21 protein-coding genes are annotated in these 21,626 nt (G+C 73.1%); 14 read left to right on the top strand and 7 right to left on the bottom strand.

Annotation, left to right across the window (positions count from 1 at the left end; translation table 11 throughout):
* Positions 1-9 precede the first annotated feature (9 nt).
* Both OWR29_RS07625 and OWR29_RS07630 read right to left on the bottom strand, forming a co-directional pair.
* A complete protein-coding gene (locus tag OWR29_RS07625) occupies positions 10-1,188 on the bottom strand; it encodes a pyridoxal phosphate-dependent aminotransferase (protein ID WP_267561791.1) in 1,179 nt (392 codons plus the stop codon).
* Positions 1,189-1,221: 33 nt separating this feature from the next.
* Positions 1,222-2,016, bottom strand: a complete 795-nt coding sequence (locus tag OWR29_RS07630) for an MmpS family transport accessory protein (RefSeq protein WP_267561792.1) — start codon at positions 2,014-2,016, stop codon at positions 1,222-1,224.
* A 171-nt stretch (positions 2,017-2,187) separates the two neighbouring features.
* Between OWR29_RS07630 and glmS the strand changes: the two genes are divergently transcribed.
* Positions 2,188-4,071, top strand: coding sequence for a glutamine--fructose-6-phosphate transaminase (isomerizing) (gene glmS, locus OWR29_RS07635; RefSeq protein ID WP_267561793.1), 1,884 nt, complete (start codon positions 2,188-2,190; stop codon positions 4,069-4,071).
* 20 nt (positions 4,072-4,091) lie between these two features.
* On the opposite strand, the gene OWR29_RS07640 is transcribed toward glmS, so the two are convergent.
* Both OWR29_RS07640 and OWR29_RS07645 read right to left on the bottom strand, forming a co-directional pair.
* The gene (locus tag OWR29_RS07640; protein WP_267561795.1) at positions 4,092-5,180 is read right to left on the bottom strand and encodes an alpha/beta hydrolase; all 1,089 of its coding nucleotides are present in this window, start codon (positions 5,178-5,180) and stop codon (positions 4,092-4,094) included.
* A gap of 385 nt (positions 5,181-5,565) precedes the next feature.
* Positions 5,566-5,853 (bottom strand): hypothetical protein, encoded by a 288-nt coding sequence (locus OWR29_RS07645; protein ID WP_267561796.1) that lies wholly within the window; start codon positions 5,851-5,853, stop codon positions 5,566-5,568.
* A gap of 156 nt (positions 5,854-6,009) precedes the next feature.
* Between OWR29_RS07645 and OWR29_RS07650 the strand changes: the two genes are divergently transcribed.
* The 12 genes from OWR29_RS07650 to OWR29_RS07705 all read left to right on the top strand — a co-directional run bounded on the left by OWR29_RS07650 (position 6,010) and on the right by OWR29_RS07705 (position 17,593).
* Positions 6,010-6,378: a holo-ACP synthase gene (locus tag OWR29_RS07650; protein ID WP_267561797.1), complete on the top strand. Its 369-nt coding sequence runs from the start codon at positions 6,010-6,012 to the stop codon at positions 6,376-6,378.
* 47 nt (positions 6,379-6,425) lie between these two features.
* Entirely contained in the window at positions 6,426-7,886 is a 1,461-nt protein-coding gene (locus tag OWR29_RS07655) for an NAD(P)H-hydrate dehydratase (protein ID WP_267561798.1), read from the top strand.
* 34 nt (positions 7,887-7,920) lie between these two features.
* On the top strand, positions 7,921-9,039 hold the full coding sequence (gene alr / locus OWR29_RS07660) for an alanine racemase (protein ID WP_267561799.1): 1,119 nt from the start codon (positions 7,921-7,923) through the stop codon (positions 9,037-9,039).
* On the top strand, positions 9,036-10,127 hold the full coding sequence (locus OWR29_RS07665; RefSeq protein WP_267561800.1) for an alpha/beta fold hydrolase: 1,092 nt from the start codon (positions 9,036-9,038) through the stop codon (positions 10,125-10,127). Before alr ends, OWR29_RS07665 begins: the two co-directional genes overlap by 4 nt.
* The gene (gene tsaE / locus OWR29_RS07670) at positions 10,124-10,579 is read left to right on the top strand and encodes a tRNA (adenosine(37)-N6)-threonylcarbamoyltransferase complex ATPase subunit type 1 TsaE (RefSeq protein WP_267561801.1); all 456 of its coding nucleotides are present in this window, start codon (positions 10,124-10,126) and stop codon (positions 10,577-10,579) included. The genes OWR29_RS07665 and tsaE overlap by 4 nt, the downstream gene beginning before the upstream one ends.
* Before the next feature lie 78 nt (positions 10,580-10,657).
* A complete protein-coding gene (ung, locus tag OWR29_RS07675) occupies positions 10,658-11,335 on the top strand; it encodes a uracil-DNA glycosylase (protein ID WP_267561914.1) in 678 nt (225 codons plus the stop codon).
* A gap of 53 nt (positions 11,336-11,388) precedes the next feature.
* Positions 11,389-12,294 (top strand): tRNA (adenosine(37)-N6)-threonylcarbamoyltransferase complex dimerization subunit type 1 TsaB, encoded by a 906-nt coding sequence (gene tsaB, locus OWR29_RS07680; protein ID WP_267561802.1) that lies wholly within the window; start codon positions 11,389-11,391, stop codon positions 12,292-12,294.
* Positions 12,294-12,728, top strand: coding sequence for a ribosomal protein S18-alanine N-acetyltransferase (gene rimI / locus OWR29_RS07685; RefSeq protein ID WP_267561803.1), 435 nt, complete (start codon positions 12,294-12,296; stop codon positions 12,726-12,728). Before tsaB ends, rimI begins: the two co-directional genes overlap by 1 nt.
* The gene (gene tsaD, locus OWR29_RS07690) at positions 12,721-13,773 is read left to right on the top strand and encodes a tRNA (adenosine(37)-N6)-threonylcarbamoyltransferase complex transferase subunit TsaD (RefSeq protein WP_267561804.1); all 1,053 of its coding nucleotides are present in this window, start codon (positions 12,721-12,723) and stop codon (positions 13,771-13,773) included. Before rimI ends, tsaD begins: the two co-directional genes overlap by 8 nt.
* A gap of 9 nt (positions 13,774-13,782) precedes the next feature.
* Complete coding sequence (locus OWR29_RS07695) at positions 13,783-14,037, top strand: hypothetical protein (protein WP_267561806.1); 255 nt, start codon at positions 13,783-13,785, stop codon at positions 14,035-14,037.
* Positions 14,038-14,102: 65 nt separating this feature from the next.
* Positions 14,103-15,794 (top strand): ABC transporter ATP-binding protein, encoded by a 1,692-nt coding sequence (locus tag OWR29_RS07700; RefSeq protein WP_267561807.1) that lies wholly within the window; start codon positions 14,103-14,105, stop codon positions 15,792-15,794.
* Complete coding sequence (locus OWR29_RS07705) at positions 15,791-17,593, top strand: ABC transporter ATP-binding protein (protein WP_267561808.1); 1,803 nt, start codon at positions 15,791-15,793, stop codon at positions 17,591-17,593. The genes OWR29_RS07700 and OWR29_RS07705 overlap by 4 nt, the downstream gene beginning before the upstream one ends.
* 6 nt (positions 17,594-17,599) lie before the next feature.
* Here OWR29_RS07705 and OWR29_RS07710 read toward each other — a convergent pair whose 3' ends face one another.
* The 3 genes from OWR29_RS07710 to groES all read right to left on the bottom strand — a co-directional run bounded on the left by OWR29_RS07710 (position 17,600) and on the right by groES (position 20,103).
* Entirely contained in the window at positions 17,600-17,884 is a 285-nt protein-coding gene (locus OWR29_RS07710; RefSeq protein WP_267561809.1) for a DUF1707 SHOCT-like domain-containing protein, read from the bottom strand.
* Between the two features lie 187 nt (positions 17,885-18,071).
* On the bottom strand, positions 18,072-19,721 hold the full coding sequence (gene groL, locus OWR29_RS07715) for a chaperonin GroEL (RefSeq protein WP_267561810.1): 1,650 nt from the start codon (positions 19,719-19,721) through the stop codon (positions 18,072-18,074).
* Positions 19,722-19,794: 73 nt separating this feature from the next.
* Positions 19,795-20,103 (bottom strand): co-chaperone GroES, encoded by a 309-nt coding sequence (gene groES / locus OWR29_RS07720; protein WP_015619077.1) that lies wholly within the window; start codon positions 20,101-20,103, stop codon positions 19,795-19,797.
* A gap of 230 nt (positions 20,104-20,333) precedes the next feature.
* On the opposite strand from groES, the gene OWR29_RS07725 reads away from it, so the two are divergent.
* Complete coding sequence (locus OWR29_RS07725) at positions 20,334-21,605, top strand: class I SAM-dependent methyltransferase (protein WP_267561811.1); 1,272 nt, start codon at positions 20,334-20,336, stop codon at positions 21,603-21,605.
* Positions 21,606-21,626 lie beyond the last annotated feature (21 nt).

The raw sequence follows: 21,626 nt of genomic DNA on the forward strand, positions 1-21,626 counted from the left end.
TCAGTACTTTCAGCGGCCCAGCTTCGACAGACGCTGGGCCGCTTCGTCGATCACCGACTCGCGCTTGCAGAAGGCGAACCGGATCAGGTGGCGGCCCGCCGCCTGGTGGTCGTAGAACACCTGGGTCGGCACGGCCACGACGCCGCAGCGCTCGGGCAGCCGGCGGCAGAACTCGATGCCGTCAGTGCCGCCCAGCGGCGTGATGTCGGCCGTCACGAAGTAGGTGCCGTCGGACGGCTGCACTGCGAAACCGGCCTCGGTCAGCCCCGCCGCCAGATGGTCGCGCCGGGCCTGCAACTCGTCGCGGAAGCCGGTGAAGTAGTCGTCGCCCAGACCGAGCGCCACGGCCACCGCCGGCTGCAGCGGCCCGGCGTTGACGAAGGTCAGGAACTGCTTGACCCGGGTCACCGCGGACACCAGCCGGGCCGGTCCGGTGGCCCAGCCGACCTTCCAGCCGGTGCACGAGAACGTCTTGCCGGCCGACGAGATGCGCAGCGTGCGCTCGCGCATGCCCGGCAGGCTAGCCAGCGGGACGTGCGGCTCGGCGGCGTCGGTGAAGACCAGGTGCTCGTAGACCTCGTCGGTGACGGCGTACGTGTCGTGCTCCTGGCACAGCGCGGCGATCAGGTCCAGCTCGGCCCGCGTGAAGACCTTGCCGGTCGGGTTGTGCGGCGAGTTGAGCAGCACCAGCCGGGTGCGTGGCCCGAACGCGGCGCGCAGCTCACCCTCGTCGAAGCCGTAGCGCCCGCCCGGGCCGGGACGTAGCGTCACCGGCCGCCGGACGGCGCCGGCCAGCGTGATGGAGGCGGCGTAGGAGTCGTAGTACGGCTCGAACGTGACGACCTCGTCGCCGGGCTCACACAGCGACAGGATGGCGGCGGCGATCGCCTCGGTGGCCCCGGCAGTGACGACGACCTCGCCGCCCGGGTCGCGTTCCAGGCCCCAAAAGCGTTGCTCGTGCCCGGCGATGGCCTCACGCAGGGCGGGGATGCCCGGCAGAGGCGGGTACTGGTTGGCGCCCGTCTGCAGGGCCCGCGCGGCGGCGGCCAGCATCTCGGGCGGGCCGTCGGTGTCCGGGAAGCCCTGGCCCAGGTTGATCGATCCGGTGCGGGTGGCCAGGGCCGACATCTCGGTGAAGATCGTGGTGCCGAACGGGCGCATCCGTTCGACCAGCGGGTCGCTCGTCATCTGCTCTGCTCTGCCTTTAGTAGCCGCGCTCGCTCAGTCGATCGCGAAGTGGGTGCACGAGGCGGTGGCGACGGTACTGGCGCTCGAGGTCCGCTGCTTGACCTCGGCCCCGTCGACCAGGGCCCGGCAACTGATCGTGCCCTCCGCGTCGCCGATCCGCATGGCGACGACCGAGACCAGGGCCGGCGTCTCCATCCGGGTGGTGACCTTCCACGGCAGGTCGACGTTCTCGAGCCGCTTGGGCGCCTCGCCCAGCTTCTCCACGTACAGGATCTGCGACGCCTGACCCTCGCCGCTCACCTCGTACGTCACCGAGATCTGCCGGCCGTCCAGCCCGGGCCCGGCCGGCAGGCTGGGCAGGTCGGGCAGCTCGGTCGGCAGGTCCGGGATCTCGGGCACGGCCGTGGGCAGCTGGTTGATCGGCTCGACCGCCTTCTCGGCCCGGTCGGCCACGTTGCGGGCGATGAGCACGCCCGCGGTGGCGACGCCGCCGCACAGAAGCAGGGTGATCGCCACGAGCACGGCGACGATCGGCAGCTTGCTCTTGCGCGGCCGTGGGGCGGGCGGGCCCGGGTACGGCGGCTGCCCGGGATAGCCGGGAGGGGGATAGCCCGGCGGTGGGTAGCCGGGTGGCGGGCCGTAACCCGGGGGCGCGTACGCCTGAGGCGGGAACTGATCGGTCGGTGTGGCCGGGAACTCGGACGTCGGCGGGTAGTCCGGATTCGGCGGCTGAGGCAGGGGTGCGGACCCCGGCGTGAACGACGGCGGGCGCGGCGCACCCGGCTCAGAACCGCCGTCCGGCGGCCGATTGTCGGGTTGATTGCTCACCATGTCTCCCGAAGCGAGCGCGCTGTTGTGGCGCGGTAGCCGACGGTACGCCAACGACGCCAGCCGTCCGAGGGCGCCGTCGGCCTTTCGGTCTGTTCTGCGCAGACCGTGTGCTCGAAAGGGTGCTTCTCGAGCATGACGGGTGAGCGATCGTCGGCTAGAGTCACCGCCATGTGTGGCATCGTGGGGTACGTCGGCGGTCGTCCGGCGCTCAGCATCGTGATTGACGGACTGCGCAGGCTGGAATACCGCGGGTACGACTCCGCCGGTGTCGCTGTCGTGGACGACGGCGCCGTTCTGACCGAGAAGAAGGCGGGCAAGCTCGCCAACCTTGAGAAGGCGCTGGCCGAGGCGGCCGATCCCGGCATCGCGGCCGGTCTCACCGGCATCGGGCACACTCGGTGGGCGACGCACGGCGGCCCGACCGACCGCAACGCGCACCCGCACGTCTCGCAGGACGGCCGGGTCGCGGTCATCCACAACGGCATCATCGAGAACTTCGCCCGGCTGCGGGCCGAGCTCGAGGCGACCGGCGTCGAGTTCACCAGCGACACCGACACCGAGTGCGCCGCCCACCTGCTGGCGGCCGAGGTGCGCGCGCTGCGCGAGTCGGGCCACGCCGAGGGGCCGGAGCTGCTGGCCGAGGGCATGCGCCGCACCGTGCGCCGCCTCGAGGGCGCCTTCACCCTGCTCGCCATCGACGTCGAGGTGCCCGACGCGGTGGTCGCCGCCCGGCGCAACTCGCCGCTCGTGGTGGGCCGCGGCGAGGGCGAGAACTTCCTGGCCAGCGACGTGTCGGCGTTCATCGAGCACACCCGCGAGGCGATCGAGCTGGGCCAGGACCAGGTCGTGCTGATCACCCCGGCCGGCATCGAGATCACCGGCTTCGACGGCTCGCCCCAGCAGGGCAACGAGTTCCACATCGACTGGGACGCCTCGGCCGCCGAGAAGGGCGGCTACGACTACTTCATGCTCAAAGAGATCGCCGAGCAGCCCCAGGCGATCGCCGACACCCTGCTGGGCCGGCTGTCCGACCGGGGCGAGATCGTGCTCGACGAGGTCCGCCTCACCGACCAGGACCTGCGCGACGTCGACAAGATCTTCATCATCGCCTGCGGCACGTCGTACAACGCGGGCATGGTCGCCAAGTACGCGATCGAGCACTGGGTGCGCCTGCCGTGCGAGGTCGAGCTGGCCAGCGAGTTCCGGTACCGCGACCCGATCCTCGACCGCTCGACGCTGGTGATCGTGATCAGCCAGTCCGGCGAGACGATGGACACGCTGATGGCGCTGCGCCACGCGAAGGAGCAGAAGGCCCGCGTGCTGGCCATCTGCAACACCAACGGCTCGACGATCCCCCGCGAGTCGGATGCAGTGCTCTACACGCACGGCGGTCCCGAGATCGCGGTGGCCTCGACCAAGGCTTTCCTGACCCAGCTGGCCGCCTGCTACCTCATCGGCCTGCACCTGGCCCAGATCCGCGGCGTCATGTACGCCGACGAGGTCGCCGCCGTGGTCGAGAAGCTGCAGAGCACCCCCGACAGCCTGCGCCGCCTGCTGGGCTCGATGGAAGAGGTGCGCGCGCTCGGCCGTGACCTCAAGACCGCGTCGACGGTGCTCTTCATCGGTCGGCACGTCGGCTACCCGGTGGCCCTGGAGGGTGCGCTCAAGCTCAAGGAGCTCGCCTACATGCACGCCGAGGGCTTCGCCGCCGGCGAGCTCAAGCACGGCCCGATCGCCCTGATCGACGAGGGCACGCCGGTGGTCTGCGTGGTGCCGTCGCCGGCCGGCCGGGGCGTCATGCGCGACAAGGTCGTCTCGAACATCCAGGAGGTGCGCGCCCGCGGCGCCCGCACCATCGTGATCGCCGAGGAGGGCGACGACAGCGTGGCCGCCTTCGCCGACCACCTGATCCCCGTGCCGGCCACGCCGACCCTGCTCGCGCCGCTGATGACCACCGTGCCGCTGCAGATCCTGGCCTGCGAGATCGCCTCGGCCCGGGGCCACGACGTCGACCAGCCCCGCAACCTGGCGAAGTCGGTCACCGTCGAGTAGCCCGTTGCGTCCCGTGGCCGTCATCGCGCTGACCCCAGCGTGATGGCGGCCATCGTGTCGAGCGAGGGCGTGCCCGGCTCCCAGTAGCCGATGTGGCCGCTGCCGGGCGAGCTCGCGAACACGTGGCCGCCGAACCCGGGATCGCTCGGGTTGTGGCCGAACCACAAGTCGCGTTCGGGGCGCCCGAAGGCCAGCCACGGGCCGGCCACCGGCACGCCGCTCGCCACGGCCATGTCGCGGACGAACCCGCCGGGGGCGACCGCCGCGTACTGGATGACGTCGCTCCGCGAGGTGGTCGACCAGACTTCGCCCGCGGGCACCCGCAGGTCGCGGGCTGAGTCGACGCCGACCCCGGGCGAGCCCACGAAGACGACGCCGTCGGCCTCGAACCCGTCTGTGGCCGCCGCCCGGCCCACCACCAGCGACCCGTAGCTGTGGCCGAGCACCACCTGCCGGGCCGGCGATCCCTCGTGCGCTGCTCGCAGTCCCTCCTGGAAGTGCCGGAGCGCGGGCGTGGCGGCCTCGGCCCGGCGCGCGCCGGCCGCCTCGTCGACGAAGTCCGGCGCGTCGTAGTCGAGCCAGAGGATCGCGCTGGTCGGCGACCTCGGGTCCAACTCGGCCGCGCGCACGGCGACCCGCTCGGCCCGGGCCAGCTCGCCCCCGAACGAGGCCAGGTCGGCCGTCATCCCCGGCACGTGGGTGAGCACGCTGCTCGCCCGGTCGGGATCGCCCAGCGCCACCACGGCCCGGCCCTCCTCGCCGGTGTCCAGGCTCAGCAGGTAGGCCCGTGGGCCGTCCTCGTCGGCCAGCCGGTCGCTCAGGGCGGCCAGGCCGTCCCGCACCTTCCGCAGGCGGCCCCGCTCGCGGCCGGACGCGGCGGCGATGGCGCGGTCGAGCTCGGTCCGGCGGTCGTCCAGCAGCAGGCGGTTGGCGATATCCCGGTCGGCCGCCGGCAGCCCGTCGAGCCGGGCCAGCCAGGGCGCCTCGGTGGCCAGCAGCCAGTTGCGCTCGTCGACCGGCAGGGCGGACCACCAGCGGCGCACGCCGGCCGGCGGACTGGCGCAACTGGGCCGGCTCGCCTCGGCCGGCGCCCAGGGTGGAGTGCGCATCGCCAACGCCAGCCGTTCGAGCCGCTCGGTGGCCTCGGCGTCGGCCGGGCCGCCAGCGCGAGAGCGGCCGCCCGGTCGCCGGCCAGCAGCGCCCGGGCCCGGGCCAGGGCGGCGGCGAACTCGCTGGCCGCCTGGTCGGCCCGCCAGCAGTGCAGCCGGAACAGGGTGAGCCGGCGCCGCAACTCGTCGAGACGGCGACCGGCCGCCGTGGCGGCGGCGCCACGCCAGGCGCCAGCGACGGCGGCCACGCGGGAACCGAACTCGGCGGCCAGCCGGCCCGCCAGCGCCGCCCACCGGCGCCAGGACAGGGCGAACGCCCGCCAGCGGGCCGGATCGGTGACACGCAGGCGCGCGTGCACGGCGGCGGGGGTCATCGAGGCGGTGGTCATCGGGTCAGCCGCAGGCGGGTGACGGCGCGGGCATCGGCCAGCTCGTACGCCGCGGAGCAGTCGCCGACGCGGCGGGCGGTCTCGCCGATGTCGGCGCCGAGCAGGGCGAGCTGGCCGCGGGCGGCCTCGGCGGCCAGCTGGGCCGCGTCGGCGGTGGTCCAGCGCGGCACGACCGGGATCGGCGGTTCCCCGGCGGTCGCGGCGGCGACGCCGGCGCCGGTGGCGGCCACGTCGGAAGCCGCGCGCCGCAGCGCGTCGGTGTCGACTTCGAGGTCAGGGTTCATCGGGACGCCCCTTCTGGATCCGGCGGTGGGATGCGCCGACGTTAGGGGGCCCGGGACGGCCGTGGGACGCCCTGTGGACGACGGCCGGCGGCTGTCCACAGGGCTCGTCGGGCGCTCGCCCCCGTGCTAAAGGGGCCGACCGATAGGGTTGTGGCCGTGATCGTGGCTGTCGGCATCGATGTGGTCCTGGTGGAGCGCTTCGCGCGCGCCCTCGACCGGACGCCGTCGCTGGCCGTGCGGCTGTTCACCGAGGGCGAGCGGCTCAGCGCCTCGGGCAACCCGCGTTCGGCCGAGTCGCTGGCCGCCCGCTTCGCGGCCAAAGAGGCGGTGGCCAAGGCGCTCGGCGCGCCCGCGGGCATGCTGTGGCACGACTGCGAGATCGTCGCCGACCCGGACGGCCGGCCCTGGCTCACGGTCTCGGGCACGGTGGCCGCCGTGGCCGCCGAGCGCGGGGTCAACCGGTGGCACCTCTCGCTCTCGCACGACGGCGGCATCGCCTCGGCGATGGTGGTCGCGGAATCCTGACGGTCGCGGCCCGGCCGGGATCATCTCGTCGGAAGGTTGGAGGACGGATGCGGCAGGCATGGCGCGTCGCGGACGTGCGCGCGGCGGAAAGCACCCTGATGGCGAAGCTGCCCGAGGGCACGCTCATGCAGCGGGCGGCGGCCGGGCTGGCGAGGCGGTGCGCGCTGCTGCTCGACGACACCGGCGGCGTCTACGGCGCGCGGGTGGTGCTGCTGGTGGGCAGCGGCGACAACGGCGGCGACACGCTGTACGCGGGGGCTGCCCTGGCTCGGCGGGGCGCCCAAGTGCGCGCGCTGCTGATGCGGCCCGACCGCGTTCATCTGGCCGGTCTGCAGGCGTTGCGTGCGGCCGGCGGCTTCACCGTGCGTGACCTGCCCGAGCGGGCCGATCTGGTGCTCGACGGCATAGTCGGCATCGGGGCCAGCGGCGGCCTGCGCCCACCGGCCGCGGCCGTGGTGCATCGGCTGGGTGAGCTGCGCGGTCGTACGGGCGCGCGCCCCGCCGTGGTCGCCGTCGACGTGCCGAGCGGCGTGGCCGTCGACACCGGCGACGTGCCGGGCGAGGCGGTGACCGCCGACGTCACCGTCACCTTCGGCTGCCTCAAGCCCGCGCACGTGGTGGGCCCGGCCGCCGTACGCTGCGGTCAGGTCGAACTGGTCGACATCGGTCTCGGGCCGGTGCTGCGGGCCGACCCGGCGCTGTCCGTGCCCGACTCGATCGACGTCGCGGGGTGGTGGCCGCAGCCCGGCCCCGACTCCGACAAATACACCCGCGGCGTGGTCGGCATCGCCACCGGTTCGGCCACCTATCCGGGCGCCGCGCTGCTCGGCGTCAGCGGCGCGCTCGCGGGTCCGACCGGCATGGTCCGGTACGCGGGCAGCGCTCACGAAGAGGTCGTCCGGGCCCACCCGTCGGTGGTCGCCGCGCCCCGGGTCGCCGACGCCGGGCGGGTGCAGGCCTGGGTCTGCGGCTCCGGCCTGGGCACCGGCGACGAGGCCCGCACCACCCTGCGCAGCGTCCTGGCCACCTCGTTGCCGGTGGTGCTCGACGCCGACGCGCTGACCCTGCTCGTCGACGGCAAGCACGCCCGGGACATGCGCCGCGACGCGCCGATGGTGCTGACCCCGCACGACGGCGAGTTCAAGCGCCTGGCCGGCGAGGGGCCCGGCGCCGACCGGGCCGGGGCCGCCCTCAAGCTGGCCTCCTGGACCAACGCGGTGGTGCTGCTCAAGGGCGACCGCACGATCGTGGCCACCCCGGCCGGCGAAGTGCTGGTCAACCCCACGGGAACGTCCGTGCTAGCCACCGCGGGCAGCGGCGACGTGCTGGCCGGACTGCTGGGCTCGCTGCTGGCCGGTGGGCTGCCGCCCGAGCGGGCCGCGGCGGCCGCGGCGTACGCCCATGGGCTGGCCGGGCGGCGGGCGGCCGGCCACGGTCCGGTGACCGCGCCCGACATCGCCGCGGCGCTGCCGCCGACGGTCCGTGATCTCGGGCTCGAGCTGCGGTAACAAGAATTGTCATACGCATAAGTAGGCTGGGCGTATGTGGCAGGCCGAGGTCCGGATCGATCTGGACGCCATCCGGGACAACGTCGCGTTGCTGCGCGCCGGCACCACCGCCGAGGTCATGGCGGTGGTCAAGGGCGACGGCTACGGGCACGGCATGCTGCCGTCCGCGCGGGCCGCGCTGGCCGGCGGGGCCAGCTGGCTCGGGGTGGCCACCCTGGGCGAGGGGCTGGCGCTGCGCCGGGCCGGCTTCGAGGTGCCGGTGCTGGCCTGGCTGCACTCGCCGGGTCAGCCGCTGCACGAGGGCGTCGAGGCGGGCATCGACCTGAACGCGGGCAGCCTCGAGCTGCTGGGCGAGCTGGTCGCCGCCGCCCGCCGGGCCGAACGCACGGCCCGCGTCCACCTGAAGCTCGACACCGGCCTGGCCCGGGGCGGCGCCACCGCGGCCGAGTGGCCCGCCCTGCTCGAGGCGGCGGCCAAGGCCCAGGCCGACGGCGAGGTCGAGGTGGTCGGCGTCTGGAGCCATTTCGTGTACGCCGACGAGCCCGCCCACCCGACCAACGATCACCAGCTGGCCGCCTTCGCCGACGGGCTGGCCGTCGCCGAGCGTTTCGGCATCACCCCGCGCTACCGGCACATCGCCAACTCGGCGGCCACGCTGACCAGGCCCGACTCCCACTACGACCTGGTGCGCCCGGGCCTCGCGGTCTACGGCCTGTCGCCCGTCGCGGGTGAGACCTTCGGGCTGCGGCCGGCCATGACCGCCCGGGCCCGGGTCGCGCTGACCAAGCGGGTCCCCGCCGGCCAGGGCGTCTCGTACGGGCACACCTACTTCACCGAGCGCGAGACGACGCTGGCCCTGGTGCCGCTGGGCTACGCCGACGGGGTGCCCCGGGCCGCCTCCAACGCGGGGCCGGTGCAGCTGGGCGGCAAGCGCCGCACCGTCGCCGGCCGGGTCTGCATGGATCAGATCGTCCTCGACGTCGGCGACGATCCGGTGGTCTCGGGCGACGTGGCCACATTGTTCGGCCCGGGCGACGACGGCGGCCCGACCGCCGACGACTGGGCCGCCGTGGCCGGCACGATCAACTACGAGATCGTGACCCGCTTCGGCAGCACACGGGTGCCCCGGGTCTACGACGGGGGTGCGGCATGAGCCCGGCCAAGGGGTCCGCGAAGGGCCCGTCCCGGCGGGCCAAGCAGGTCGGCATCGCCGGCGCGGCCGTCGGTGTGCTGGCGGCCGGGCTGGCCACGGCGTTCGCGGTCGAGCGGGTGCTGGTGCGCCGCTCGGTCAACTTGCCCGGCGACCCGTACGTCGACGAGCCGTTCGGCGACCAGGCGCACGACAGCGAGCTGACCGTCACCGCGGCCGACGGCACCGAGCTGCACGTCGAGATCGTCGAGCCCACGAAGCCCGGCAACAAGCCGACGATCGTCTTCGTGCACGGCTTCGCGCTCGACATGGGCACCTTCTACTTCCAGCGCCAGGCGCTGACCGAGCAGGGCGAGCACCGCCTGGTCTTCTACGACCAGCCCGGGCACGGCCGGTCGAGCCGGCTCAAGTCCGGTGAGTACGACATCGCGGCGCTCGGCAAGTCGCTGGCCGCGGTGCTCAACGCGACCGTGCCGGACGGGCACATCATCCTGGTCGGCCACTCGATGGGCGGCATGACGATCATGGCGTTCGCCGAGCAGTACCCGGAATGGTTCGGCAAGCGGGTCACCGGTGTCGTGCTCATGTCCACCTCGGCCGGCCTGATCGACAAGTCCAAGCTGGGGCTGCCCACCCTGGTGGCCCGGGCCAGCGCGCCGTTCTTCCCGCTCTGGGGCAAGGCGGCCGACCTGGGCGGCACCACGATCGATCGGGCCCGGGTGGTGTCGTCCGACCTGGCCTGGCTGCTGACCCGGCGGTACGGGTTCGGTGAGCCGAAGCCGAGCCCGTCGCTGGTCACCTTTGTGGAGCACATGAACTCCAAGACCTCGGTCGAGACGCTGACGAAATACCTGCACACGCTGTACACGCACAACCGCTTCCCGGCCCTGTCGGCGTTGCGCGGCGTGCCGGTGCTGGTGATCGTCGGCACCAAGGACTACCTGACCCCGGTCACCCACTCGGAAGAGATCCTGCGGCACCTGCCCGACGCCGAGTTGATCAAAGTGGACAACAGCGGCCACGTGGTCATGCTCGAGAAGGCCGACCAGGTCAACGCCGCGCTGCTGCCGTTCGTGGAGAAGATCTCGTGAAGCTTCGTACGGTCGACGACACCCGCGAGTTCGGCCGGCGTCTCGCGGCGATCCTGCGCCCGGGCGACCTGGTGCTGCTGACCGGCCCGCTCGGCGCCGGCAAGACCGCGATGGTGCAGGGCATCGGGGTCGGCCTGCATGTGACCGGGCCGATCACCTCGCCCACCTTCGTCATCGCCCGGGTCCATAAGGGCCGCACGCCGCTGGTGCACGCCGACGCGTACCGTCTGGGCGACAGCCCCGACCCGCGGGCCGAGATCGACGACCTCGACTTGGACGCCTCGGCCGACGACGCGGTGACCGTGGTCGAGTGGGGCGCCGGCCTGGTCGAGCAGCTCAACGACGAATACCTGCAGGTGCGCATCGACCGCCTCGACGACGACACCCGCGTGGTCGAGCTGGTGCCGCACGGCGGGGACTGGGCCGCCCGCGTCGCGCGGCTCACCGATTAGCCGCGACACGGGCTCACCGACTAGCCACGACGCGGCTCACCGATTAGCTGAGAAGGGCAGACTGTGAATCTGGCGGAGATGCTGCCGGCCGACTGGCGGGCCGAGCTGACCGGCTTCCTCGACGAGAAGGCGACGGCCGCGCTGGGCGAGTTCGTGACCGCGGAGTACGCGGAGCACACCATCTATCCGCCGATCGAAGACCTGTTCGCCGCCTACCGCCTGTGCCCGCCCGCGCAGACCCGGGTGCTGATCCTCGGGCAAGACCCGTATCACGGCCCTGGTCAGGCGCACGGGCTCAGCTTCAGTGTGCGCGACGGCGTGCGGATCCCGCCCTCGCTGCGCAACGTGTTCAAAGAGCTGGCGGCCGACGTCGGGGTGGCGCCGCCCAAGTCGGGCGACCTGACCGGCTGGGCCCGGCAGGGGGTGCTGCTTCTCAACGCGGTCCTGACCGTCCGGGCCGGGGCGGCCGCCTCGCACAGCGGCAAGGGCTGGGAGGCGTTCACCGACGCCACGATCCGCGCGCTGAACGCCCGCGACGACCGGGTCGTCTTCCTGCTCTGGGGCGGCTACGCCCGGAAGAAGGCCGCGCTGATCGACAACCCCGCCCACGTGGTGCTCGAGGCCGGTCATCCGAGCCCGCTCAACCGGGCCGGCTTCCTCGACTCGCGCCCGTTCAGCGCGGCCAACAAGGCCCTGGCCGACGGCGGTCGCGAGCTGATCAACTGGGATCCGCGCCCCGAGCCGGCGGTGAGCTGAGCGCCACGGCCCGCCGCGCGTGAGCAGCGCGCCCGGCGCGTTAGGGTCGGAGCGTGCTTGTGCTGGCTCTGGACACCGCCACTCCCGCGTCGACCGCCGCCCTGGTCGAGGTGACCGCCGACGGGCTGCGCGGGGTGGCCGAGCGGCGGACGGTCGACCCCCGCGCGCACGGCGAGAAGCTGGCCCCCGAGATCGAGGGCGCCCTCGCCGAGGCCGGCGTGCGCCCGCGTGACCTCGGCGCGATCGTCGCGGGTCTCGGGCCGGGGCCGTTCACCGGGCTGCGGGTCGGGCTGGCCACGGCGGCGAGCATGGCCCAGGCGCTCGGCATCCCGGCGTACGGGGTGTGCTCGCTCGACGGTCTGGGCCGGGCCGCGGGGCCGGGGCGCGTGCTGATCGCGACCGACGCCCGTCGGCGTGAGGTCTACTGGGCCACGTACCTCGACGGCGTACGCGTCCTCGGCCCCGATGTGGCCCGCCCGGCCGACGTCGGCGCCCGCATCCTGCGGGCCGGCACCGCCACCAGCAGCCGGGCCCGCAATCGGGCTGCCACCGAGGCCGCCGCCCTGGCCGAGTCCGAAGTTCTCGAGGCGGCCACCTCGCTGGCCGGCGCGGACGCGGCCCGGGTCGCCGCCGCGCTGGCCCGGGCCGAGGCTGACACCCTGATCGGCCAGGCCACCACCCGCGACGACGGCGTGGACGTGACCGGGCGCGAGCCGGTGACTCCGCCGTCGAACGTGCACGGCCTGGTCGACCGGGTGGCCGGCGAGGGCGGCCTCAAGTACGGCGAGGTGCTGGGCGTGCCCGTCGAGGAACACCTGCTCTACCCGCCGGGCGCCGCGCTGGTGGCGCTGGCGGCCGATCGCATCCGGGCGGCCGCCCCCACCGAGGCGCTCACCCCGCTCTATCTGCGCCGCCCCGACGCCGTCGAACCGTCCGGCCGCAAGCCGGTGCTGACCTGATGCGGATCGAGCGTTTCCGCTGGTGGCACATAGCCGAGGTGCTGCCGTTGGAGGCCGATCTGTTCGGCGACGAGAAGTGGACGGGCGCCATGTTCTGGAACGAACTGGCGCAGCACAATTTCTACGTCGTCGCGACCGAGGGCGACGAGCTTCTGGGGTACGCCGGTCTGGCCGCCGCCCCGGACGAGGCCTGGGTGCAGAACATCGCCGTACGCCGTGACGGTCAGCGCCGCGGCACCGGGCGCGTCCTGCTCGAGTCGCTGCTGGACGAGGTCGCCCGCCTCGGGATCAAGCAGACGCTGCTCGAGGTCGCGGTCGACAACGCACCGGCTCAGCATCTCTACGCGAGGTACGATTTCGAGCCCGTCGGGGTCAGGCGCGGCTACTACCAACCCAGCAACACGGACGCCCTGGTGATGATGCGCAATGGCTGACGAGCCCCTGGTCCTCGGCATCGAGACCTCCTGCGACGAGACCGGTGTCGGCATCGTGCGCGGGCACACCCTGCTGGCCGACGCGCTGGCGTCCAGTGTGGACCAGCACGCCCGGTTCGGCGGCGTCGTGCCCGAGGTGGCCAGCCGGGCCCACCTCGAGGCGCTGGTGCCGACCATGCAGCGCGCCCTGACCGAGGCCGGGGTCACCCTGGCCGACATCGACGCGATCGCCGTGACCAGCGGGCCCGGGCTCGCCGGGGCCCTGCTGGTCGGGGTCGCGGCGGCCAAGGGGTACGCCCTGGCCGCCGAGAAGCCGATCTACGGCGTGAATCACCTGGCCGCGCACGTGGCCGTCGACACCCTCGAGCACGGCCCGCTGCCCGAACCCGCCGTCGCCATGCTGGTCTCGGGTGGACACTCGTCGTTGCTGCTGGTCGACGATCTGACCAACGGGGTCACCCCGCTCGGGGCCACCATCGACGACGCCGCGGGCGAGGCGTTCGACAAGGTCGCGCGTCTGCTCGGGCTCGGCTTCCCCGGTGGGCCGGTCATCGATCGTACGGCGAAAGAGGGTGACCGCCGGTCGATCGCCTTCCCCCGCGGCCTGACCGCGCCGAAAGACCTGGCCGCGCACCGGTTCGACTTCTCGTTCTCGGGGTTGAAGACAGCGGTCGCACGCTGGGTCGAGGCTCGCGAGCGGGACGGCGAGCCGGTGCCGATCGCCGACGTCTCGGCCTCGTTCCAAGAGGCGGTGTGCGACGTGCTCACGGCCAAGGCGATCGACGCGTGCCGGGCCAACGGGGTGGGGACGTTGCTGATCGGCGGCGGTGTCGCGGCCAACTCGCGGCTGCGGGTGCTGGCCGAGGAGCGAGCGGCCAAGCACGGCATCGAGGTGCGCGTGCCCCGGCCGCAGCTGTGCACCGACAACGGCGCCATGGTGGCCGCGCTCGGCTCCCGTCTGGTCGCCGCGGGCGTCGCCCCCAGTCGTCTCGATCTGCCCGCCGATTCCGCGATGCCATTGACCGCGGTCAGCGTGGCGGGGTAGGAAGCCAGCATGATCGCTCGGATGTGGGAGATACGAGCCTCGCTCAGCGGCTTCGACGAGCTGCTGGCGTGGGTCTGCGACGTGGCGGTGCCGCACATCGAGGTGCTGCCGCAACACGTGTCGAGCGACGTCTACTCGTCCACCGACAACCGCATCGTCGTGATCTCGAAGTGGCGCCACACGCCGCAGGATCTGCCCGCCCCGCCGGCCAAGTTGGTCGCCCGCGCCCCGCATGTATGGGACTTCACACCGGTCGATCGCTGAATCCCGTCGTACGAGGAGAAAAGCCGTCGCAAACTGTCGGACCCCGCCCGTAACGTCGGGGCACGATGCGAAACCTCCCCGACGCCGACCCCGGCGTTCCCGACGAACGGTCCGCCCTCGCCTACCTGCGATGGCTGATCCGCCGTGCCTGGCGGCCGGTGTACGCGGCAGTCGCGTTCGCCGTCCTCTGGATGCTGTGCCAAGCCTTCGTTCCCGCCGTCGTGGGCAAGGCGATCGACTCGGCCACCGGCCGCGACAGCCGCGGGCTGCTGACCTGGAGCCTGGTGCTGCTGGCGGCCGGCCTCGGGCAGGCCGTGTTCGGGATCGCCCGGCACCGGTTCGCGGTGGTCAACTATCTGGGCGCCATGTTCACCACGGTGCAGGTCACGGTCCGCCAGGCCGGGCGGCTCGGGTCGGCGCTCTCCCGCCGCCTGGACACCGGCGAGGTGGTGGCGATCGGCACGTCCGACATCCGCCAGATCGGCGGCGCGATCGACATCACGGCCCGGGGCACGGGCTCGCTCATCGCGGTCGTCGCGGTGTCGGTCATCCTGCTCACCACCTCGGTGCCGCTGGGCCTGGTGGTGGTGCTCGGCGTGCCGCTGCTGATGGCCGTGGTCGGCCTGCTGATCCGCCCGCTGCACCGGCGGCAGGCGGCCTCACGCGAACAGCAGGGCCTGCTCACCGGGCGCGCGGCCGATCTGGTCGGCGGGCTGCGGGTGCTGCGCGGCATCGGCGGCGAGGCGGTGCTGGGCGAGCGTTACCGGCACGAGTCGCAACGGCTGCGCGCGGCCGGGGTGCGCACGGCCGGGGTCGAGTCGCTGCTCGAGGCGGCCCAGATCCTGCTCCCGGGCATCTTCCTGGTGCTCGTCACGTGGCTGGGGGCCCGGTTCGCGCTGAGCGGGCACATCACCGTGGGTCAGTTGGTTTCCTTCTACGCGTACGCGGCCTTCCTGGTCACACCGCTGCGGCAGCTCACCGAGACGATCGACAAGCTGACCCGCGGCCACGTCTCGGCCCGCCGGGTCGTCGACATGCTGCGGGCGCAGACCGATTTGCCCGACCCCGCGGCGGCCGTGCCGGCCGACCGGTTCCGGGGCGAGCTGGCTGACCCGGCGTCCGGCGTGACGATCCGGCCGGGCGAGATCACCGCGATCGTCGCCTCCGTGCCGGCCGAGGCGGCCGCCATCGCCGACCGGCTGGGCCGCTACGCCGACGGGGCCACCGTCGACGGGGTGCCGCTGGGCGAATTCGAGCTGGCCACGGTGCGCGAGCGGGTGCTGGTGGCCGACAACGACGCCCGGCTGTTCACCGGCCCGATGCGGGCCGACCTCGACCCGTACGACAGCGGCCGCCTGCCCGCCGCCCTGCACACCGCGGCCGCCACCGACATCGTCGAGGCGTTGCCCGACGGCCTCGACAGCGAGGTCGCCGAGCGGGGCCGCACCTTCTCGGGCGGCCAGCAGCAACGGTTGCGGCTGGTGCGGGCGCTGGTGGCCGATCCCGATGTGCTGATCCTGGTCGAGCCGACCAGCGCCGTCGACGCGCACACCGAGGCCCGCATCGCCGACCGGCTGATCACCGCGCGGGCCGGCCGCACCACGGTGATCTGCACGTCCAGCCCGCTGGTGCTCGACCGCACCGACCGGGTGCTCTTCGTCGAGCACGGCCGGGTGGTCGCCGACGGCAACCACCACGCCTTGCTGTCAAGCGAGCCCGGCTACGCCCGCACGGTGCTGCGCGAGGAGGACCAGTGACCAACCTGCTGCCGGTGGCCGACGGCGCCCAGGTGCGGCGCTATGCCCGCGATCTGTTCCGGCGCTACCCGCGCGCGCTCAGTCTCACCCTTGGGCTGCACGTGCTGGCGGCCGTGGCCGGGCTGGTCGGGCCGCGGCTCCTGGGCGATCTGGTCGAGGCGATCCGGCACGGCGAGGGCGTCGGGGTGGTCGACCGGCTGGCCGCCGCCATCGCCGGGTTCGTCGTGCTGCAGGCCGTGCTGACCCGGTTCGCCCATCTGGCCTCGGCCCGGCTCGGCGAGCGGGTGCTGGCCCGGCTGCGGGAGGAATTCGTCGACCGGGTGCTCACCCTGCCGCTCTCCACTGTGGAAAAGGCGGGCTCGGGCGACCTGCTGACGCGGACCACCCGCGACGTCGACGCGCTGTCGCGCTCGGTGCGCCTGGCCGTGCCCGAGACGATGATCGGCCTGATCACTGTCGTGCTGGTGGTCGTGGCGATGGTGATCACCAGTCCGCTGCTCGCGGTCCCGTTGCTGATCGCAGTGCCGATCATCGTCGTCGGCACGCGGTGGTATCTGCGCCGGGCGCCCGAGGGCTACCTGCGGCAGAACGCGGTCTACTCGACGGTGACCGACGGGCTGGCCGAGACGGTCGAGGGCGCGCGCACTGTCGACGCGTTGCACCGCCGGCAGCAGCGGATCGAACGGTCCGACGCCGACTTGCGGCGGTCGTGGGCGGCCGAGAAGTACACCCTGTTCCTGCGCACCGCGTATTTTCCGGTCATCGACGTGAGCTACGTGCTGCCCGTCGTCGCCACGTTGCTGGTCGGCGGGTGGCTCTATCTGGGCGGCTCGGTGTCGCTCGGGCAGCTGACGGCCGCGGTGATCTACGTGCAGATGCTGATCGACCCGCTCGACCGGCTGCTCGGCTGGCTCGACGAGGTGCAGGTGGGGGCGGCGTCGCTGGCCCGGCTGCTCGGGGTCGCGGCCGGTGCCGGCGAACCCGAGCCGCACGGCGCCGAACCGGTGGGCACGCGGATCGAGGTGCGCGACGTCCATTTCTCCTATGTGGCCGGTCGCGAGGTGCTGCACGGCATCAACCTGACCCTCGAACCGGGGGAGAGGCTGGCCGTGGTCGGTCCGTCCGGGGCGGGCAAGTCGACGCTGGGCCGGCTGCTGGCCGGGGTGCACGAGCCGACCGCCGGCGGTATCACGGTGGGTGGCGTGGCCCTGCACGACCTGCCGCTCGACAAGCTGCGCAACGAGGTGGCGCTGGTGACGCAGGAGCACCACGTCTTCATCGGCACCCTGCGCGACAACCTGGCCATGGTCCGGCCGGGCGCCGGCGACGACGAGGTGCGCGCGGCGCTGGCCGCCGTGCACGCGCTCGACTGGGCGCTGGCGCTGCCGCAGGGGCTCGAGACGGTGGTCGGGGCGGGTGGCCATCCGCTGTCGGCGGCCCAGGCCCAGCAGCTGGCGCTGGCCCGGCTGGTGCTGGCTGATCCGCACACCCTGGTGCTCGACGAGGCGACGTCGCTGCTCGACCCGCGGGCGGCCCGCGACTTGGAACGCTCTCTCGCCGCTGTGCTGCACGGGCGCACGGTCGTGGCGATCGCGCACCGGCTGTTCTCGGCCCACGACGCCGACCGCGTGGCCGTCGTCGAGGACGGGCGGATCACCGAGCTGGGCTCCCACGACGAGCTGGTCGCCGCCGGCGGCCCCTACGCGGCGCTGTGGCGCTCCTGGCACGGCGAGCGAGTCCCCGACCCCGACGACGACCCCTGGGAGGAGGACGCCGCCCGGGCGGGCGCCACCCGCTGACGCTGGTCAGGCGCGGATCATGGCGATGAAGACGCCGAGCAGGATGAGGGTGGCGGCGGCCACGGCGAAGAGGATGAGCAGGTCGCGGCTCGGCTCGGCGGCCACTGTGCCGCCGGCGGACTCGGCGGGCAGGTCGCCGACGATCGCGGCCAGCTCGTCGAGGGTGCGGGCGTTGTGGGCGACCTTGGCGCGCTCGGCGAACTCGTCCAGCGTGAGGCGGCCGGCGCCGGCGTGCCGCTCGAGGGCGGCCACCGTGCGCTGCCGGTCGTCGTCGGATGCCCGGATCTCCACGGCCGCACTCTACCGCCGCGGCGCGACCCCGGGCAGGCGCTGAACACGAACGGACAAGTGCGACCCGACTGCGGACGCGCGCTGAACGCCAAGGCCGCGGGGGAAACGCGAAGGACAGGGCGGGCGGGAGAGAACGCGAAAGGGCGCGCCCTTCAGGGGGCGCGCCCTTTCTTTGTCGAGCTGCGGATCAGAAGCCCGGGCCGTGCTGGTGGCCGTGGCCACCGTGGCTGTGCCCGTGGCCACCGGCCGCGGCCGGCTCCGGCTCGGCCGGCTTGTCGACCACGAGGCTTTCCGTGGTCAGCAGCAGGCCCGCGATCGAAACGGCGTTGGAGACCGCGTTGCGGGTCACCTTCACCGGGTCGATGATGCCGGCCGCCGCCAGGTCGACGTACTCGTCGGTGGCGGCGTTCAGGCCGTGACCCCACCCGAGCTCGCCGACCTTGCCCACCACGACGTAGCCGTCGTGGCCGGCGTTCTGCGCGATCCACCGCAGCGGCTCGACCAGCGCCTTGCGGACGATCGACACGCCGATCGCCTCTTCGCCGGACAGGCCCAGACCGCCGTCGAGCTCCGTGGCCACCTGGGCCAGGGCGGCGCCGCCGCCGGGGACGGTGCCCTCCTCGACCGCGGCCTTGGTCGCCGCGATGGCGTCCTCGATGCGGTGCTTGCGCTCCTTCATCTCGACCTCGGTGGCCGCGCCGACCTTGATCACCGCGATGCCGCCGGAGAGCTTCGCGAGCCGCTCCTGGAGCTTCTCGCGGTCCCAGTCGGAGTCGGAGGCCTCGATCTCTTTGCGGATCTGCTGGACCCGGTCGGAGACCTCGGAGGACTGGCCGCCACCGTCGACGATGGTGGTGTTCTCTTTGTCGACCACGACGCGCCGGGCCGAACCCAGCATCTCCAGGGTGACCTGGTCGAGCTTGTAGCCGAGCTCGGGGGCGACGAGCTCGCCGCCGGTGGCGATCGCCATGTCCTGCAGCATCGCCTTGCGCCGGTCGCCGAAGCCGGGCGCCTTGACGGCGGCCACCTTCAGCGTCTTGCGCAGCGCGTTGACCACCAGGGTGGACAGGGCCTGGCCCTCGACGTCCTCCGCGATGATCAGCAGCGGCTTGCCCGACTGCAGAACCTTTTCGAGCAGCGGCAGCATCTCTTCGATACTGGAGATCTTCTGGGTCGTGATCAGGATGTGCGCGTCCTCGAGGACGGCCTCCTGCGACTCGGCGTCGGTCACGAAGTTCGGGGAGATGAAGCCCTTGTCGAACTGCAGACCCTCGGTGACCTCGAGCTCGGTCGCCATCGCCGAGCCCTCCTCGACGGTGATGACACCGTCGCGGCCGACCCGGTCCATCGCCTCGGCGATGAGCTCGCCGATGGTGGCGTCCTGGGCCGAGATGGTGGCCACGTTGGCGATCGCCTTGTGATCGGCGACCTCGACGGCCTTGCCCAGCAGAGCCTTGGAGACGGCCTCGGCCGCCTGGTCCATGCCCCGCTTGAGCGCGATCGGGTTGGCGCCCGCGGTCACGTTGCGCAGGCCCTCGCGGACCAGCGCCTGCGCGAGCACCGTGGCGGTGGTGGTCCCGTCGCCGGCGACGTCGTTGGTCTTGGTCGCCACCTCCTTGACCAGCTGCGCGCCGAGGTTCTCGTACGGGTCGGTGAGCTCGATCTCCTTGGCGATGGTGACGCCGTCGTTGGTGATCGTGGGAGCGCCGAACTTCTTGTCCAGGACGACGTTGCGACCGCGCGGGCCGAGGGTGACCTTGACCGTGTCAGCGAGCGAGTTGACGCCGTGCTCGAGCAGGTGGCGCGCGTCGTCCGAGAAGCTGAGAATCTTCGCCATTGTTCAATAGCCCTTCACGCACCACCGCCCTGACCCGTGAGCACGGGCCAGGGCGATTAGCACTGTCAGTAGGTCACTTCTCGATGACCGCGAGGACGTCGCGGGCGGAGAGCACCAGGTACTCCTCGCCGGCGTACTTGACCTCGGTGCCGCCGTACTTCGAGTAGAGGACCGTCTCGCCGACCTTGACGTCAACCGGGATGCGGTTGCCCTTGTCGTCGATGCGGCCGGGGCCGACAGCGAGGACGGTGCCCTCCTGCGGCTTCTCCTTGGCGGTGTCGGGGATCACGATGCCCGACGCCGTGGTCGTCTCAGCCTCGTTCGCCTGGACCACGATGCGGTCCTCGAGCGGCTTGATCGCAACCTTGGTCGCGGTAGTCACGGGCATACCCTCCTGGGTATCGTTTCGCCGGCCAGGACAGGCCGGCCAGCTGCCTCATGCCACCGGGCGGGACCGTCGTCGCGGGTGCCGGTCCGCCTGGTGCCCACCGAACCCCCGGGACGGGTGTTCGGCTGGCACCCTCATGTTGAGAGTGCTAATCGGAGATTAGGCCGGAACTAGCACTCCGTCAACCAGAGTGCCAGACCCGGTGTGCCGTGGAGAATGCCTGCGTGACTGCCGAGTCAACTGCCCGATTTCGTACGCCCGAAGGGGTGACCGCCCTGGCCCTGGCGGCCGGGACGGCCGGTGGCGATCCGCTCGCCGCCGCCTCCGCCCTGCGCTCGGCCGGGGTGGAACCCGATCTGGCCGCCGCCGCGCTCACGATGGTCGGTCTGCGCCGGCGTGCGGCCGCCAAGTTCGGCGCCGACGCGGCCGAGATGTTCTTCACGCGAGCCGGCCTCGAACAGGCGACCCGAGCCGTCGTGGCGAACCGCCGGGCCGCCCGGCTGGCCGCCGCCGGCGTCCGGACGCTGGCCGACCTCGGGTGCGGGCTGGGCTCGGACGCACTCGCGGCGGCCCGCGCCGGGATCAAGGTCTTCGCCGTCGACGCCGATCCGGTCACCGCCGAGTACGCCGCGGCCAACGCCCGGGCTCTGGGCCTGGCCGATCTCGTGACGGTGGAGTGCGCCGACGCCACCGCCGTGCGCGTGGAGGACTACGACGCCGTCTTCGCCGACCCGGCCCGGCGCAAGGCCGGCCGAGGGCGGGTGTTCGACCCCAAGTCGTACTCGCCGCCGTGGGATTTCATCGCCGGCCTGGCCGAAAGGGTGCCGCGCACGGTGCTGAAGCTGGCCCCCGGCATCGACCACGATCTGCTGCCGCCCGGCGCCGAGGGGGAGTGGGTCAGCGTGGGCGGCGACCTGGTCGAGGCCGCGTTCTGGTGCGGCCCGCTGGCTCGAGCCCCCCGCCGAGCCTCCCTCCTGCTGACCCGCCCGCACGCCGCGATCAGCGAGGACGCCGCGAGCGCGGGCGCTGCGAGCGCAGGCGCTGCGAGCGCAGGCGCTGCGAGCGAAGACGCGGCCAAGGGCGGGGTTACGGAGCTGACCGGCGGCGGCGACCGGTTGGCAGAGGTGGGCGGCGTCGGGGCGTACCTCTATGACCCGGACCCGGCGGTGGTGCGCGCCCACCTGGTGGCCGAGTTCGCCGACACCGTCGGCGGGCGGCTGGCCGACCCCTCGATCGCCTACGTCTACACCGACGACCCGGTCGACACTCCCTTCGCCCGGCGGCTGGCGATCACCGACGTGCTGCCGTTCTCGCTGAAGCGCCTGCGGGCTCTGCTGCGCGAGCGAGGCGTGGGCCGCCTGGAGATCCGCAAGCGTGGTTCGGCCCTCGAGCCCGATCAGCTACGCAAGGATCTGCGCCTGTCCGGCTCGCAGGCGGCTTCGCTGGTGCTGACCCGCGTGGCCGGCGCGCCAGCGGTGATCCTCTGCGAGCCCTGAAGTCCGGGCACGAGCGGCCGG

Source organism: Paractinoplanes pyxinae (assembly GCF_026626335.1).
GTDB lineage: Bacteria > Actinomycetota > Actinomycetes > Mycobacteriales > Micromonosporaceae > Actinoplanes > Actinoplanes pyxinae.

Coding starts and splice junctions, on each gene's coding strand:
- OWR29_RS07665 (WP_267561800.1), top strand. CDS start 9,036: ATGAGCCCGGCCAAGGGGTCCGCGAAGGGCCCGTCCCGGCGGGCCAAG.
- glmS (WP_267561793.1), top strand. CDS start 2,188: ATGTGTGGCATCGTGGGGTACGTCGGCGGTCGTCCGGCGCTCAGCATC.
- alr (WP_267561799.1), top strand. CDS start 7,921: ATGTGGCAGGCCGAGGTCCGGATCGATCTGGACGCCATCCGGGACAAC.
- ung (WP_267561914.1), top strand. CDS start 10,658: ATGCTGCCGGCCGACTGGCGGGCCGAGCTGACCGGCTTCCTCGACGAG.
- OWR29_RS07640 (WP_267561795.1), bottom strand. CDS start 5,180: ATGCGCACTCCACCCTGGGCGCCGGCCGAGGCGAGCCGGCCCAGTTGC.
- tsaD (WP_267561804.1), top strand. CDS start 12,721: ATGGCTGACGAGCCCCTGGTCCTCGGCATCGAGACCTCCTGCGACGAG.
- rimI (WP_267561803.1), top strand. CDS start 12,294: ATGCGGATCGAGCGTTTCCGCTGGTGGCACATAGCCGAGGTGCTGCCG.
- groL (WP_267561810.1), bottom strand. CDS start 19,721: ATGGCGAAGATTCTCAGCTTCTCGGACGACGCGCGCCACCTGCTCGAG.
- OWR29_RS07695 (WP_267561806.1), top strand. CDS start 13,783: ATGATCGCTCGGATGTGGGAGATACGAGCCTCGCTCAGCGGCTTCGAC.
- OWR29_RS07700 (WP_267561807.1), top strand. CDS start 14,103: ATGCGAAACCTCCCCGACGCCGACCCCGGCGTTCCCGACGAACGGTCC.
- OWR29_RS07655 (WP_267561798.1), top strand. CDS start 6,426: ATGCGGCAGGCATGGCGCGTCGCGGACGTGCGCGCGGCGGAAAGCACC.
- OWR29_RS07625 (WP_267561791.1), bottom strand. CDS start 1,188: ATGACGAGCGACCCGCTGGTCGAACGGATGCGCCCGTTCGGCACCACG.
- OWR29_RS07645 (WP_267561796.1), bottom strand. CDS start 5,853: ATGAACCCTGACCTCGAAGTCGACACCGACGCGCTGCGGCGCGCGGCT.